Below are 13,751 nucleotides of genomic sequence, written 5' to 3' on the forward strand. Positions count from 1 at the left end.
CGCCCGACCCGTCCTGGCGCGCCGACCCGTCGTTCGCGCCCGACCCGTCGTTCGCGCCCGAGCAGCCCTTCACCGCCGAGCCGCGCCCGGAGCCGTCCTGGCGGCCCGACCCGGCCCGTCCGGAGCCGCGCGGCCGGGCCGAGGCGCCGGCCGAGTCCCGGTACTCCCTTCTCGACGGCGGCTACCGGCCCGCGCCGCCCCCGCCGGAGTCCCGCTACGCGCTGCTCGACCGGGGCCGCTACCGGCCGGACACGCCGCCCGCACCGGAGCCGGTGGTGCCCGCGCCCCGCCGCCCGCTGGAGGGCCGCTCCGGCCGGGTCGACGCGGCCCAGGTGCAGTGGCGCGCCCCGGAGCCGGACCCGGAACTCGAACGGGCGACCAGCGTGCTGCGCCGCGAGCTGGGCACCCCCCGGGTGCTCGCGTTCGCCAACCCCAAGGGGGGAGTGCACAAGACCACCGCGACGGTGCTCGCCGCCGCGACCGTGGGCAGCGTACGCGGGCGCGGCGTGCTCGCCTGGGACGACAACGAGCTGCGCGGCACGCTCGGTCTGCGGGCCGGCAGCGCCCGGCACGCCCGCACCATCCGCCACCTGGTCCACGACCTGGCGCAGATCGAGATCCTCGAGGGCAGCACGCTGCTGTCGCACCTCGACGACTACCTGCGGCACGCCTCCGACGGCTCGTACGACGTGCTGGCCGGCGAGGAGAGCCCGCGCTTCGCCCAGCGGCTCGACCAGTTCACCGTCAAGCGGGTGCTGGAGCTGCTGCGCCGCACCCACGAGGTGGTCTGCGTGGACACCGGCAACAACGTGGAGAGCCCGAACTGGCGCACCGTCATGCAGGCCGCCGACCAGCTCGTGGTGACCACGGTGCCGCGCGAGGACGCGGCGTTCAGCGCGGACTGGATGCTCGACCTGCTGCACGAGGTGGGCATGGGCGAGCTGGCCGACAACGCGGTCACGCTGATCTCCTGCCCCACGCCGGGGCGTACCTCGTTGCAGGACGACCTGGAACGGCACTTCGCCACCCGGACCCGCGCGGTCGCCGTGGTGCCCTACGACCCGGCGCTGGAGACCGGCTCCTCGATCGAGTACCACCAGCTCCAGGCCGAGACCCGCAACGCCTGGCTCAAGGCGGCAGCGGTGATGCTGGAACCGTTCGCGCGCTAGGCGCCGACCACCGCCCCGCGCCGTGCCCGGGCCTGAGAGGATCAACGGGTGAGTCCGGACACCCCTGAGCCCGAGCGGGCGCGCGAGCGCACCGACGGCACCGACGCGCGTACCGGCGACGCCCCACGGCCCGGCGATGCGCCGCGTCCCGGCGGCGCGTGGCCCGCGCGCGAGCAGCCGCCCGGCTGGCCCGGTGGCCTGCCGGTGCCCGCCGGCACGCCGGTCACCGCGCCCGGCGCCGACCCGCTCGCCGGGCATCCCGGCGTGGTGGCGGAGCTGCCCGGCGCCACCCGGTCCGGCCGCCCGCTGCTCACCACCCTCGGCGTGGTCGCGCTGCTCACCGCGCTCGGCGTGCCGCTGGGGCTGCTGTGGGCGTGGGCGGCGCCCGAGACGCCGGTACGGCAGACCCCGGCCGGCGCGGTCTACGCGACCACGCAGCCGGAGCAGCCGATCGCCGCGGACGGCTGGTTCAGCCTCCTGACGCTCGGCTTCGGTGTGCTCGCCGCGATCGCCCTGTGGGTGCTGCTGCGCCGTCGGCGCGGCCCGGCCGGCCTGGTCGCGGTGACGCTCGGCGGTCTCGGCGCGGCGGTGGTGGCCTGGCAGGTCGGCCGTCGGATCGGGCTGTCGACGTTCCAGCGGCTGGTGGAGACCGCGCCGCCGGGCACCGCGTTCACCAAGCCGGTCGACCTGCGCGCCGGCGGCGTCGACTGGTACGGCCCGCTGCCGTTGCCGCACGGGAACCTGCTGCTCGCCGCGTTCGGCGCGGCAGTCACGTACACGCTGCTGGCGGGCTGGTCGCGGTGGCCGTCGCTGCGGCCGGAGCCGGAGCCCGACGCGGCCTGGCCGTCGCCTCCGCCCGGGTTCAGTTCGGCGCCGGGGGACCAGCCAGCTCGCTGAGCGGCACCGGCACCGCGCGCACCTGCCGCAGCAACGCCGTCTCCCGGTTGAGCAGGCGCAGCTCGGCGCGCAGCCGGCCGGCGGTGTCGTCGACGGCGAGCAGCCGCTGCCGGTCGGCGACGGTCAGCGCGGCGGTCGCGGCGACCAGGTGCGACAGGACCGTCGGGTCCTCCGGCAACTGCTCGGTGATCTCCTGCTGGTCCGGCCGGATCAGGCCCAGGTACTGCCGGAACACCGAGATCACCCGGGCCGCCAGCAGGTCGGAGACCTCGTCCGGGCCGTCCGGCTCCGGCAGCCACTCCACCTCGGCGGTGAGGTACGGCTCGGCGGAGTCGTCGACCTCGGCGACCCGGAACCGCCGCCGCCCGACGGTGACGATGTCGAAGCCGCCGTCGGCCAGCTCGGTGACCTGCCGCAGCTCGGCGGTGCAGCCGACCTCGTGCAGCGTCACCTCGCCGCCGGCCGGCCCGGAACGCCCCGGCGGCCCGGCCGGCGCGACCTCCCAGCCGGCCTGGATCGCCACCACGCCGAACTCGCGCGGCGCGCCCTCGGGCAGCCCCACGAGGTGGCGCACCAGCGCCTTGTAGCGCTCCTCGAAGATGTGCAGCGGAAGGACCAGCCCGGGGAAGAGGACGGTCCCGAGCGGGAACACCGGCAGCCGTGCGCTCACGTGATCGAGCGTATCGCCAACCCGCCCGCCCGCGCGTGTCCCGGCTCACCGTCCCGGCGTGCGGGCGGGCCCGGCCGGTGACACCGGCGGCGGCCTAGACTCGCAGGCGTGCTGAATCGGATCGACCTGCGCGGCGGGGCCCGTGACCCGCGCCGCCTGCTGCCCCGTGCCCAGCTCGACGTCTCCGTGGCGGTCGAGCGGATCCGCCCGCTCGTGGAGGCGGTCCGGGACCATGGGTACCCGGCGGTCCGGGAGGCGAGCGAACGGTTCGACGGCGTCTCCCCGGAGCGGCTGCGGGTGCCGGTCGAGACGATCCGCGCCGCCGAGGACGAGCTGGACCCGCAGGTCCGCGCCGCGCTGCTGGAGTCGATCACCCGGGCCCGCAAGGTCCACGCCGACCAGCGCCGCACCGACCACACCACGACCGTGGTGCCGGGCGGCACGGTGACCGAGCGGTGGGTGCCGGTCGACCGGGTCGGTCTGTACGTCCCCGGCGGCCTGGCCATGTACCCGTCGACGGTGGTGATGAACGTGGTCCCGGCCCAGGCGGCCGGGGTGCGCTCGCTGGTGGTGGTGAGCCCGCCGCAGAAGGACAACGACGGCCTGCCGGACCGCCGGGTCCTGGCGGCCTGCGCGCTGCTCGGCGTGGACGAGGTGTACGCCGTCGGCGGCGCCCAGGCGGTCGCCATGCTCGCGTACGGCGCGGCCGTCGACCCGGCCGGCGACGAGCGCTGCGAGCCGGTCGACATGATCACCGGTCCGGGCAACATCTGGGTCACCGCCGCGAAGCGGCTGCTGCGCGGCGTGGTCGGCATCGACGCCGAGGCCGGGCCGACCGAGATCGCGATCCTGGCCGACGACACCGCCGACCCGGCGCACGTGGCCGCCGACCTGATCAGCCAGGCCGAGCACGACCCCCTCGCGGCGAGCGTGCTGGTCACCCCGTCCACCGCGCTGGCCGACGCGGTCGACGCCGAGCTGGCCCGGCAGGCACCGGCGGCCAAGCACGCCGAGCGGATCGGCACCGCGCTGCGCGGCGAGCAGAGCGGCGTGGTCCTGGTCGACGACCTGGAGGCGGGGCTGCGGGTGGTCGACGCGTACGCGGCCGAGCACCTGGAGATCCAGACCGAGAACGCCCGAGAATGGGCGCTGCGGGTGCGCAACGCCGGTGCGGTGTTCGTGGGCGCCTGGTCGCCGGTGTCGCTCGGCGACTACTGCGCGGGCTCCAACCACGTGCTGCCCACCGGCGGCTGCGCCCGGCACTCCTCCGGGCTGTCCGTGCAGTCCTTCCTGCGCGGCGTCCACCTGGTCGAATACACGCAGGACGCGCTGCGCGAGGTGGCGCCGCACGTGGTCACGCTGGCGACGGTGGAGGACCTGCCCGCGCACGGCCAGGCGGTCAGCGTCCGGTTCCCCGAGGGCGGCGCGTCGTGACCACGCTCGACGATCTGCCGATCCGCGACGACCTGCGCGGGCGGACGCCGTACGGTGCGCCGCAGCTCGACGTGCCGGTGCGGCTGAACACCAACGAGAACTCCTACCCGGTGCCGGAGCCGGTGGTGGAGGCGATCGGCAAGGCGGTCGCCGCCGAGCTGCGCGACCTCAACCGCTACCCGGACCGGGACGCGGTGGCGCTGCGCGCCGACCTGGCCGCCTACCTCGGTCACGGTCTCACCGCCGACCACGTGTGGGCGGCGAACGGCTCCAACGAGATCCAGCAGCAGCTGCTCCAGGCGTTCGGCGGTCCCGGGCGCACGGCGCTCGGCTTCACGCCGGCGTACTCGATGCACCCGCTGCTGGCGCTCGGCACCGGCACCCGGTGGGTGCCCGCCCGGCGTGGCGAGGACTTCGGGCTCACCGCCGCCGACGCGGTGGCCCAGGTCCGGGAGCACCGGCCGGACGTGGTGTTCCTCTGCTCGCCGAACAACCCGACCGGCACCGCGCTCGACCCGGCCGTGGTCGCCGCCGTGCTGGACGAGGCGCCCGGGATGGTGGTCGTGGACGAGGCGTACGCCGAGTTCGCCCGGCCCGGCACGGTGAGCGCGCTCGCCGTGCTCCCCGGCCACCCGCGGCTGGTGGTGACCCGCACCATGAGCAAGGCGTTCGGGTTCGCCGGCGGGCGGCTCGGCTACCTGGCCGCCGACCCGGCGGTGGTGGACGCGGTGCAGCTGGTCCGGCTGCCGTACCACCTGTCCGCGCTCACCCAGGCCGCGGCCCGCGCGGCGCTGGCGCACCGGGACGCCCTGCTCGGCACCGTGGCCGCGATCATGCAGCAGCGGGACCGGATCGTCGCCGAGCTGCGCGCCCGGGGTCACCGGGTGGCCGACAGCGACGCCAACTTCGTGCTGTTCGCCGTCGAGGGGGACCAGGCGGTGGCCTGGCGTACCCTGCTCGATGCCGGCGTGCTGGTGCGCGACGTCGGCCTGCCCGGCTGGCTGCGCGTCACCGCGGGCACCCCGACCGAGACCGACGCCTTCCTCACCGCGATGGAGACAGTTTCATGAGCCGGATCGCCCGGATCGAGCGGGTCACCAACGAGACGAAGGTGCTCGTCGAGATCGACCTCGACGGCACCGGCAAGGCCGACATCGAGACCGGCGTCGGTTTCTACGACCACATGCTCAACCAGATCGCCCGGCACGGCGGCTTCGACCTGACCGTGCACACCGTCGGCGACCTGGAGATCGACGCGCACCACACGATGGAGGACACCGCGCTCGCGCTGGGCGCCGCGTTCGACCGGGCGCTGGGCGACAAGGCCGGCATCCGGCGGTACGGTTCGGCCACCGTCCCGATGGACGAGGTGCTGGTCCGGGCCGCCGTCGACCTGTCCGGCCGCCCGTACGTGGTGCACGACGAGCCGGCGCTGGCCCCGTACATCGGGCCGGTCTACCCGACGAGCATGACCCGGCACATCTGGGAGTCGTTCGGCCAGTCGGCCCGGATCACGCTGCACGTGGACGTGCTGCGCGCGGCCCGTCCCGGCGGCCACCCGGACGCCCACCACGTGGTCGAGGCGCAGTTCAAGGCCGTCTCCCGCGCGCTGCGCGAGGCCACCGCGATCGATCCGCGTAACGCGGGCGTGGTGCCGTCCACGAAGGGCGCGCTCTGATGAAGGTGCTGCCCACACTTCTGTTGATCCTGGCCGGCCTGCTGGTCGGCGGGACGTGGTCGCTGCTCAAGCAGGGCGCGCCCCGCGCCGCCGTGGTGATCACCGGCCTGCTGGCCGTGCTGGCCACCGTCGCCGGGGTGCTCTGGCTGCTGCCGGGGGAGAGCTGATGGCACGGGTGGTGGTGCTCGACTACGGCTCGGGCAACCTGCGCTCGGCCGAGCGCGCGGTGGCGCGGGCCGGCACCGAGGTGACTGTCACCGACGACCTGGACGCCGCCGCGTCGGCCGACGGTCTGGTGGTGCCGGGCGTGGGCGCGTTCGCCGCGTGCATGGCCGGGATCGAGGCGCTGGGCGCCGGGCCGGTCATCGCCGACCGGGTCGCCGCCGGGCGGCCGGTGCTGGGCATCTGCGTCGGCATGCAGATCCTGTTCGGGCACGGCGAGGAGCACGGCGTGGTCACCAAGGGGCTCGGGCTGCTGCCGGGCGGCGTGACCCGGCTGCCCGCGCGGCGGCTGCCGCACATGGGCTGGAACACCGTGCGGCCACCGGCCGGCTCGGCGCTGTTCGCCGGGCTGCCGGACGACACCCGGTTCTACTTCGTCCACTCCTACGGCGTGACCGACCCGGCGGCGCTGGCCGAGGCGGGTGCCGCGGTGACCACCTCGCACCACGGCGCGGACTTCGTCGCGGCGGTGGAGCGGGGGCCGCTGTCGGCCGCGCAGTTCCACCCGGAGAAGTCGGCCGACGCCGGTGCCGCGCTGCTGCGCAACTGGCTCGGCACGCTGTGACCGGACCGGTCCGGGTCACGCGGGCGGGGCGTCCGCGAGTGCTCGCGTGAGCAAGGAGCGGGCCCGCCGCCGCGCGGCGCGCGAGGCCGAGCAGGAGCGGGCGCGCGCCGTCCGCGCCCGCCGGGTGGCGCGCCGGGAGCGGCGTCGTTCTCTGGTACGCCGGCTGACGCCGTCGCTGCGGCGCGGCCGTACCGGCCGGCTGCGCCGGCACACCCGCCGCGAGCGGGCGACGATCCTGGTGCTCACCGTGGTGGCGGTGGTCGCCATCTGGAATCTGGTGGACGACCTCGCGCTGCGGCTGGTGCTGGTCGTGTTGTTGTTGCTGGTCCTGCCCGCGGTCGTGGTGATCGCGCTGGACCGTCGTTGAGGATCCGAGGAGAGAAGCGTTGAGCCTCACCCTGTTGCCCGCCGTGGACGTCGCCGACGGCCAGGCCGTCCGGCTCGTGCAGGGCGCCGCCGGTAGCGAGACCGCGTACGGCGACCCGCTGGACGCGGCTCTGGCCTGGCAGTCCGACGGCGCGGAGTGGATCCACCTGGTCGACCTGGACGCCGCGTTCGGGCGGGGCTCCAACGCCGCGCTGCTCGCCGAGGTGGTCGGCAAGCTGGACGTGAAGGTGGAGCTGTCCGGCGGCATCCGCGACGACGAGTCGCTGCGGGCGGCGCTCGGCACCGGGGCGGCCCGGGTCAACATCGGCACCGCCGCGCTGGAGGACCCGCAGTGGTGCGACCGGATCTGCGGCGAGTACGGCGACCGGGTGGCGATCGGGCTGGACGTGCGCGGCCGTACCCTGTCGGCGCGCGGCTGGACCCGCGACGGCGGTGACCTCTACGAGGTGCTGGCCCGGCTCGACGCCGCCGGGGCGGCGCGGTACGTGGTCACCGACATCACCAAGGACGGCACCATGCGCGGGCCCAACCTGGACCTGCTGCGCGAGGTGTGCGCCCGCACCGACGCCCCGGTGATCGCCTCCGGCGGCGTGTCCACGCTGGACGACCTGCGGGCGCTGGCCACGCTGGAGCCGGTGGGCGTGGAGGGTGTGATCGCCGGCAAGGCGCTCTACGCGGGCGCGTTCACCGTCGCCGAGGCGCTGGCGACGCTGCGGGCCGGCGCGTGACGGCCGAGCCGGTCCGGACGCCCGTGGACGCCGGGGTGGTGACCCGGCTCGGCTCGGGCGGCCCGTGGGAGGCGCTGTACGGCTACTCCCGGGTGGTCCGGGCCGGCTCGCTGGCGATCACCGCCGGCTGCACCTCCACCGTGGACGGCCGGGTGGCGCACGCGGGCGACGCGGCGGCGCAGACCGCGCAGGCGATCCGGATCGGCCTGGACGCGCTGGCCGAGGTCGGCGCCGGGCCGGGTGACGTGGTGCGGACGCGGATGTACGTGACGGACCGGATCTACGCCGACGAGGTGGGCCGGGCGCACAACGCGGTGTTCGGCCCGGTGCGTCCGGTCGCCACGATGGTGGTCGTGGCCGGGCTGATCGATCCGGATCTCCTGGTCGAGGTCGAGCTGGAGGCGTACCTGCCGGACCGCTGACCGGTCCCCGGCGCGGTCGGCGCCGGCCGTCTCGCGGCCCGATAAGTTGTGCACAACTTGATTGCACGCTACGGTTCAGGGTGTGACCGATGATCTGGTGCTGCGCCGGCAGGTGTGCTTCGCGCTCTACGCGGCGTCGCGCGCCCTGACCGACGTCTACCGGCCCATCCTCGACGAGCACGGACTGACCTACCCGCAGTACCTGGTGCTGCTGGTGCTCTGGGAGCACGACGACGACGCCCCCACGGTCTCCGAGCTCGGCGGTCAGCTCCGGCTCGACTCCGGCACGCTCTCCCCGCTGCTCAAGCGGCTGGAGGCGGCCGGTCTGGTGGTGCGTACCCGCTCGGCCGCCGACGAGCGCCGGGTCGAGGTGGGCCTCACCGACCGGGGCCGGGCGCTGCGGGAGCGGATGGGTGACGTGCCGCGCCGGGTGGCCACCGCGACCGGGCTCACCGAGACCGAACTGGTCTTCCTGCACGGCATCCTCACCCGGGTCACCGAGACGATCCACCGACAGAAGGAGCAGTGACATGCAGGTGCTCTACACCGCCTCCGCCCGCGCCACCGGCGACGGCCGCGACGGTCACGTCCGGACCTCCGACGGCACCGTCGAGCTGGATCTCGCCGTACCGAAGGAGATGGGTGGCGCCGGCGGCGCGGCCAACCCGGAGCAGCTCTTCGCGGCCGGCTACGCGGCCTGCTTCCACTCCGCGCTGCGCGTGGTGGCCCGCCACTCCAAGGCGGACGTCTCCGGCTCGGTCGTCGAGGCCGAGGTCGGCATCGGCCCGAACGGCAGCGGCGGCTACGGCCTGGCCGTGACGCTCGTGGTGGACCTGCCCGCTGTCGAGCGCGCCGCCGCCGAGCAGCTCGTGGACGCGGCCCACCAGGTCTGCCCCTACTCCAACGCGACCCGGGGCAACGTCGAGGTCACGCGCACGGTCCGCGAGGCCCGATGAGCGGGATGAGCCGGGAGATCCACCTGGCGTCCCGGCCGGAGGGCTGGCCGACCCCGGAGAACTTCCGGCTGGTCACCACCGAGGTGCCGACGCCGGGTCCGGGACAGGTAGTGGTCCGCAACCGGTTCATGTCCGTCGACCCGTACATGCGCGGACGGATGAACGACGTCAAGTCGTACGTGCCGCCGTTCGCGCTCGACGCACCGCTGGACGGCGGCGCGATCGGTGAGGTGGTGGCCGGCGAGGCCGGCGGCGTCAAGCCCGGCGACACGGTGCTGCACGGGCTCGGCTGGCGCGAGTACGCGCTGGTGGACGCCAAGGGCGTCCGCAAGGTCGATCCCGGCCTGGCACCGGTCACCGCGTACCTGGGCGTGCTCGGCATGACCGGGCTGACCGCGTACGCCGGGCTGCTCGACGTGGCGGCGATGAGGCCGGGGGAGACGGTGTTCGTCTCCGGCGCGGCCGGCGCGGTCGGCAGCATGGTCGGCCAGATCGCGAAGCTGCGCGGCGCCGGGCGGGTGATCGGCAGCGCCGGTTCCGCGGCGAAGGTGGAACGCCTCACCGCGCTCGGCTTCGACGCCGCCTTCGACTACCACGACGGCCCGGTGTACAAGCAGCTCCGGGCCGCCGCCCCGGACGGCGTCGACGTGTACTTCGACAACGTCGGCGGCGACCACCTGGAGGCCGCGATCGGGGCGATGAACCTGCACGGCCGGGCCGCGATCTGCGGCATGATCGCGCAGTACAACGCCACCGAGCCGCCGGCCGCGCCGCGCAACCTGGCGCTGGTGATCGGCAAGCGGCTGACGCTGCGCGGCTTCCTCGTCGGTGACCACGGTCACCTGCGGGAGCAGTTCGTGCAGGAGGTGGCGGGCTGGCTGCGCGAGGGCCGGCTGTCGTACGACGAGACGATCGTGGACGGCATCGAGCAGGCCCCCGAGGCGTTCCTCGGCCTGCTGCGCGGCGAGAACCTCGGCAAGATGCTGGTCCGTCTCTGACCGGCGCGAACGCACTCCACAGCGGGCGGTGGTGACCGGCCTCACCGGCGGGTCACCACCGCCCGCGCGTTCGTTAGGCTCGGGGCATGACGGTGGCGGTACGGGTCATCCCGTGTCTGGACGTGGACGCCGGGCGCGTGGTCAAGGGGGTCAACTTCCTCGACCTGCGCGACGCCGGCGACCCGGTGGAGCTGGCGGCGGCGTACGACCGGGCCGGCGCGGACGAGCTGACCTTCCTCGACGTCACCGCGTCGTCCAGCGACCGGGGCACCATGCTCGACGTGGTGCGGCGCACCGCCGAGTCGGTCTTCATCCCGCTCACCGTGGGCGGCGGCGTCCGCCGGGTCGCCGACGTCGACACGCTGCTGCGCGCCGGTGCGGACAAGGTGGGCGTGAACACCGCCGCCATCGCCCGGCCGGAGCTGATCGCCGAGATCGCCGACCGGTTCGGCCGCCAGGTCCTGGTGCTCTCGCTCGACGTGCGCCGCGCACCGGACGGCACGACGCCGAGCGGCTTCGAGGTGACCACGCACGGCGGCCGGCGGGGCACCGGGCTGGACGCGGTCGAGTGGGCGGCGCGCGGCGCCGAGCTGGGCGCGGGCGAGATCCTGCTCAACTCGATGGACGCCGACGGCACCAAGGCCGGGTTCGACCTGCCGCTGATCCAGGCGGTCCGCGAGGTGGTCGACGTGCCGGTGATCGCCAGCGGCGGTGCGGGCGAGGTGGCCCACTTCCCGCCGGCGATCGGCGCCGGGGCGGACGCGGTGCTCGCGGCGAGCGTCTTCCACTTCGGCGAACTCACGGTCGGCGAGGTCAAGGACGCGCTGCGCGGCGCCGGGCACCCGGTGCGCTGAGGCGGCGGTCACTGCCGGCCGGAGTGCCCCTCGGGGGAGCGGCGCGGCATCGGGATCGACCGGACCACGTACTCCTGCACGGCGGCGGCGTGGTCGTCCTCGTCGAGCTGCCACTCGGACTCGGCGGGCGGGTGCCGCCGGGTCAGCACGCCCTGCACCGTGTCGACAGTGGTGCCGAGCCCGGCGCTGGGCCGGGTGCGCCAGAGCCGCTCACCGTCCGGGGTGACCCGGAACCAGCCGTCGGCGACGCTGACCAGGCCCGCGCCGACGAGCCGCCGGACCGCCCCCTCCACCTCGTGCCGCTCCGGGATGGCCTGGTTGAGGTGGTCGGCGGTGGAGAGGACGTCGGCCAGCCGTACGCCTTCGGGGCGGCGTGTCGCGGCGGCCCGCCGGTGCCGGCCGGCGCCACTGGCGATGACCAACGCGACGAAGATCCAGGCGTCGCTCCAACGCCATCCGTTCTCCCCCATGCAGGAATGATGCCCGGCGGCGACGGCGGAGGAAACACCTGGTTTCCCGGTTCTGCGTCGTCGCAGCTCAGCGCGTTGCGGCTCGGGCCGGCCGTGGCGGTCGGCCCGGCCGTGGTCACGTAGCGTAGGCGCCGGCCGCCGGTCGTGCGGGCAGCGCGAAGACCGGGATGAAGAACTGGGCCAGCGGGCCGATGGTCAGCGCGTAGGCCACCGTGCCGAGGCCGACGGTGCCGCCGAGCAGCCAGCCGAGCGCCAGCACGGTGATCTCGATGACGGTGCGGACCAGCCGGACCGAGAACCGGGGGTGGCGGGCGACGAAGCCGGTCATCAGGCCGTCGCGCGGGCCGGGGCCGAGCCCGGCGCCGAGGTAGAGGCCGGTGGCGGCGCCGTTGGCGACGATCCCGGCGACGAGCAGCGCGACGCGCGCCGGCATGCCCTCCCCGGGCGGCAGCACGGCCAGGGTGGCGTCGACGACCAGTCCGATCACCACGACGTTGCTGACCGTGCCGAGGCCGGGCCGCTGCCGCAGCGGGATCCAGAGCAGCAGTACGAGGGCGCCGACGGCGATGGTGACGGTGCCGAAGGACAGGCCGGTCTGCCGGGCGAGCCCCTGGTGGAACACGTCCCACGGGTCCAGGCCCAGCTCCGACCGGATCATCAGCGCCATGCTGACGCCGTACAGGACCAGCCCGGCATAGAGCTGGGTGAGTCGTCGCGCGGGCCGGTGCCGGAGATTGCCAAGCGGTGCCATGCATGCCACCCTAGGGGCCAATCGCGGTCATCAAGGGTGCCAATTTCGGAGGTGTGGCCATGACCAGCCAGGTGCGCGGCGTCCAATTGGCGCGACTCCTCGGCCAGTGGCACGCCCTGCCGGGCCGTCGGCGCAGCCCCGACTACGCCGCGCTCGCCGGCGCCGTCCGCGGGTTGCTCGCCGACGGGCGGCTGCCACTCGGGGTACGCCTGCCGGCCGAGCGGGAACTGGCCGAGGCGCTGCGGATCAGCCGGACCACCGTCACCGCCGCGTACCGGGAACTGCGGGAGAGCGGCCACCTGGCCAGCCGCCGGGGCGCGGGGAGCTGGACCATGCTGCCCGGCGGGCACCGGGTGGCCAGCACCGGGCTGTGGACGCCGCTGGACGACCGCGACATGATCGACCTCGGCGTGGCCGCGCTGTCCGCGCCCCCGCAGCTCGTCCCGGCCGCCCGGGCCGCGGCCGAGGACCTGCCCCGCTACCTCGGCGGTGCCGGCTACCACCCGACCGGCATCATCGAGCTGCGCGAGGCGGTGGCCCGCGCCTACACCGAGCGCGGTCTGCCCACCAGCCCGGAACAGATCATGGTCACCAGCGGCACCCAGCACGCGCTGGACCTGGTGCTGCGGCTGGCCCTGTCGCCCGGCGGCGCGGTGCTCGTCGAGTCGCCCACCTACCCCAACGCGCTGGCCGCGCTGTCCGCCCGGCGGGCCCGGATCGCCACGCACGGCCTGTCCGACGAGGGCTGGGACGCCGAACTGCTGCTCGGCAGCCTCCGGCAGACCCGGCCGAAGCTCGCGTACGTGATCCCCGAGTTCCAGAACCCGACCGGCCACCTGATGGCCGCCGACCTGCGCGAGCGGCTCGTCGGGACGGCCCACGCGGCCGGCACCGACCTGGTGGTCGACGAGTCCTTCGTCGACCTGCCGCTGGACGACACCACGCTGCCGCCGCCGGTGGCCGTCTTCGACCGGCACTCCCGGGTGATCAGCATCGGCGGCATGAGCAAGCCCTACTGGGGCGGGCTGCGGATCGGCTGGGTACGCGCCTCCGCGCCCCAGGTGCAGCGGCTCGCAGCGGCCCGGGTCGGAGTGGACATGGCCAGCCCGGTGCTCGACCAGCTCGTCGCCGTGCACCTGCTCACCGAGGCGCCGGCCATCGTGGCCGCCCGCCGGGCGCAGCTCGTCGCCCAGCGGGACGCCCTGGTCGCCGCGCTCGCCGACCGGCTGCCCGACTGGCGGGTACGGGTACCGAGCGGCGGCGTCACGCTCTGGGCCGAGCTGGACGGCCCGATCTCCAGCGCGCTGGCCCGCGCGGCCGAGGAGGTCGGCGTACGGCTGGCGCCCGGCCCACGGTTCGGCCTGGACGGGACGCTGGAACGCTTCCTGCGGCTGCCCTTCACGCTGCCCGCCGACGAGCTGGTGGAGGCGGTCGGGCGCCTCGCCGCGGTCCGCTACGACCTGGACCGCACCAGCCGGCCACAGTGGCGGGAGCCGAGCGTCATCGCCTGAGCGGGCGGTGCCCGTTCCGGTGGTGAATGCGCCGAACGG

At 75.2% G+C, this 13,751-nt stretch carries 18 protein-coding genes; 15 read left to right on the forward strand and 3 right to left on the reverse strand.

The window, feature by feature from the left end:
• Nucleotides 1-1,169: ATPase (locus EAD96_RS26290; RefSeq protein ID WP_121686150.1), on the forward strand; the 1,169-nt coding region annotated here is incomplete at its 5' end.
• 48 nt (nt 1,170-1,217) lie between these two features.
• Nucleotides 1,218-2,066 (forward strand): DUF2567 domain-containing protein, encoded by an 849-nt coding sequence (locus tag EAD96_RS26295; RefSeq protein ID WP_121686151.1) that lies wholly within the window; start codon nt 1,218-1,220, stop codon nt 2,064-2,066.
• Here the strand turns inward: EAD96_RS26295 and EAD96_RS26300 are convergent.
• The gene (locus EAD96_RS26300) at nt 2,032-2,736 is read right to left on the reverse strand and encodes an LON peptidase substrate-binding domain-containing protein (protein ID WP_120568837.1); all 705 of its coding nucleotides are present in this window, start codon (nt 2,734-2,736) and stop codon (nt 2,032-2,034) included. The two genes, EAD96_RS26295 and EAD96_RS26300, sit on opposite strands and share 35 nt — an antisense overlap.
• Before the next feature lie 108 nt (nt 2,737-2,844).
• On the opposite strand from EAD96_RS26300, the gene hisD reads away from it, so the two are divergent.
• The 12 genes from hisD (at nt 2,845) to hisF (ending at nt 10,980) form a co-directional block, all read left to right on the forward strand.
• Nucleotides 2,845-4,170: a histidinol dehydrogenase gene (hisD, locus tag EAD96_RS26305; RefSeq protein ID WP_121686152.1), complete on the forward strand. Its 1,326-nt coding sequence runs from the start codon at nt 2,845-2,847 to the stop codon at nt 4,168-4,170.
• Entirely contained in the window at nt 4,167-5,240 is a 1,074-nt protein-coding gene (locus tag EAD96_RS26310; RefSeq protein WP_121686153.1) for a histidinol-phosphate transaminase, read from the forward strand. Before hisD ends, EAD96_RS26310 begins: the two co-directional genes overlap by 4 nt.
• On the forward strand, nt 5,237-5,848 hold the full coding sequence (gene hisB / locus EAD96_RS26315) for an imidazoleglycerol-phosphate dehydratase HisB (RefSeq protein ID WP_013287582.1): 612 nt from the start codon (nt 5,237-5,239) through the stop codon (nt 5,846-5,848). The genes EAD96_RS26310 and hisB overlap by 4 nt, the downstream gene beginning before the upstream one ends.
• Nucleotides 5,848-6,015 carry a hypothetical protein gene (locus EAD96_RS31270; protein WP_013287581.1) on the forward strand — a complete coding sequence of 56 codons (168 nt, stop codon included), beginning with the start codon at nt 5,848-5,850 and terminating at the stop codon, nt 6,013-6,015. The genes hisB and EAD96_RS31270 overlap by 1 nt, the downstream gene beginning before the upstream one ends.
• Nucleotides 6,015-6,635 (forward strand): imidazole glycerol phosphate synthase subunit HisH, encoded by a 621-nt coding sequence (gene hisH, locus EAD96_RS26320; RefSeq protein WP_121686154.1) that lies wholly within the window; start codon nt 6,015-6,017, stop codon nt 6,633-6,635. Before EAD96_RS31270 ends, hisH begins: the two co-directional genes overlap by 1 nt.
• A gap of 46 nt (nt 6,636-6,681) precedes the next feature.
• The gene (locus tag EAD96_RS26325; RefSeq protein WP_013475800.1) at nt 6,682-7,002 is read left to right on the forward strand and encodes a hypothetical protein; all 321 of its coding nucleotides are present in this window, start codon (nt 6,682-6,684) and stop codon (nt 7,000-7,002) included.
• Between the two features lie 19 nt (nt 7,003-7,021).
• A complete protein-coding gene (priA, locus tag EAD96_RS26330) occupies nt 7,022-7,750 on the forward strand; it encodes a bifunctional 1-(5-phosphoribosyl)-5-((5-phosphoribosylamino)methylideneamino)imidazole-4-carboxamide isomerase/phosphoribosylanthranilate isomerase PriA (protein ID WP_018785235.1) in 729 nt (242 codons plus the stop codon).
• On the forward strand, nt 7,747-8,172 hold the full coding sequence (locus tag EAD96_RS26335; protein WP_120568841.1) for a RidA family protein: 426 nt from the start codon (nt 7,747-7,749) through the stop codon (nt 8,170-8,172). Before priA ends, EAD96_RS26335 begins: the two co-directional genes overlap by 4 nt.
• Before the next feature lie 82 nt (nt 8,173-8,254).
• Nucleotides 8,255-8,701 (forward strand): MarR family winged helix-turn-helix transcriptional regulator, encoded by a 447-nt coding sequence (locus EAD96_RS26340; RefSeq protein WP_120568842.1) that lies wholly within the window; start codon nt 8,255-8,257, stop codon nt 8,699-8,701.
• 1 nt (nt 8,702) lies between these two features.
• Nucleotides 8,703-9,128: an organic hydroperoxide resistance protein gene (locus tag EAD96_RS26345; RefSeq protein WP_121686155.1), complete on the forward strand. Its 426-nt coding sequence runs from the start codon at nt 8,703-8,705 to the stop codon at nt 9,126-9,128.
• A 5-nt stretch (nt 9,129-9,133) separates the two neighbouring features.
• Nucleotides 9,134-10,126, forward strand: a complete 993-nt coding sequence (locus EAD96_RS26350; RefSeq protein ID WP_199733310.1) for an NADP-dependent oxidoreductase — start codon at nt 9,134-9,136, stop codon at nt 10,124-10,126.
• A gap of 86 nt (nt 10,127-10,212) precedes the next feature.
• Entirely contained in the window at nt 10,213-10,980 is a 768-nt protein-coding gene (gene hisF / locus EAD96_RS26355; RefSeq protein ID WP_120568843.1) for an imidazole glycerol phosphate synthase subunit HisF, read from the forward strand.
• An 8-nt stretch (nt 10,981-10,988) separates the two neighbouring features.
• Here hisF and EAD96_RS26360 read toward each other — a convergent pair whose 3' ends face one another.
• Both EAD96_RS26360 and EAD96_RS26365 read right to left on the reverse strand, forming a co-directional pair.
• Entirely contained in the window at nt 10,989-11,450 is a 462-nt protein-coding gene (locus EAD96_RS26360; RefSeq protein WP_091420710.1) for a hypothetical protein, read from the reverse strand.
• Between the two features lie 115 nt (nt 11,451-11,565).
• Nucleotides 11,566-12,201 (reverse strand): YitT family protein, encoded by a 636-nt coding sequence (locus EAD96_RS26365; protein ID WP_121686157.1) that lies wholly within the window; start codon nt 12,199-12,201, stop codon nt 11,566-11,568.
• A gap of 59 nt (nt 12,202-12,260) precedes the next feature.
• Here EAD96_RS26365 and EAD96_RS26370 point away from each other — a divergent pair, with 59 nt between their 5' ends.
• Nucleotides 12,261-13,712: a PLP-dependent aminotransferase family protein gene (locus tag EAD96_RS26370; RefSeq protein WP_030271948.1), complete on the forward strand. Its 1,452-nt coding sequence runs from the start codon at nt 12,261-12,263 to the stop codon at nt 13,710-13,712.
• Nucleotides 13,713-13,751: the final 39 nt, after the last annotated feature.

The sequence above is a fragment of the Micromonospora sp. BL1 genome (assembly GCF_003667485.1).
Lineage (GTDB): Bacteria > Actinomycetota > Actinomycetes > Mycobacteriales > Micromonosporaceae > Micromonospora > Micromonospora tulbaghiae.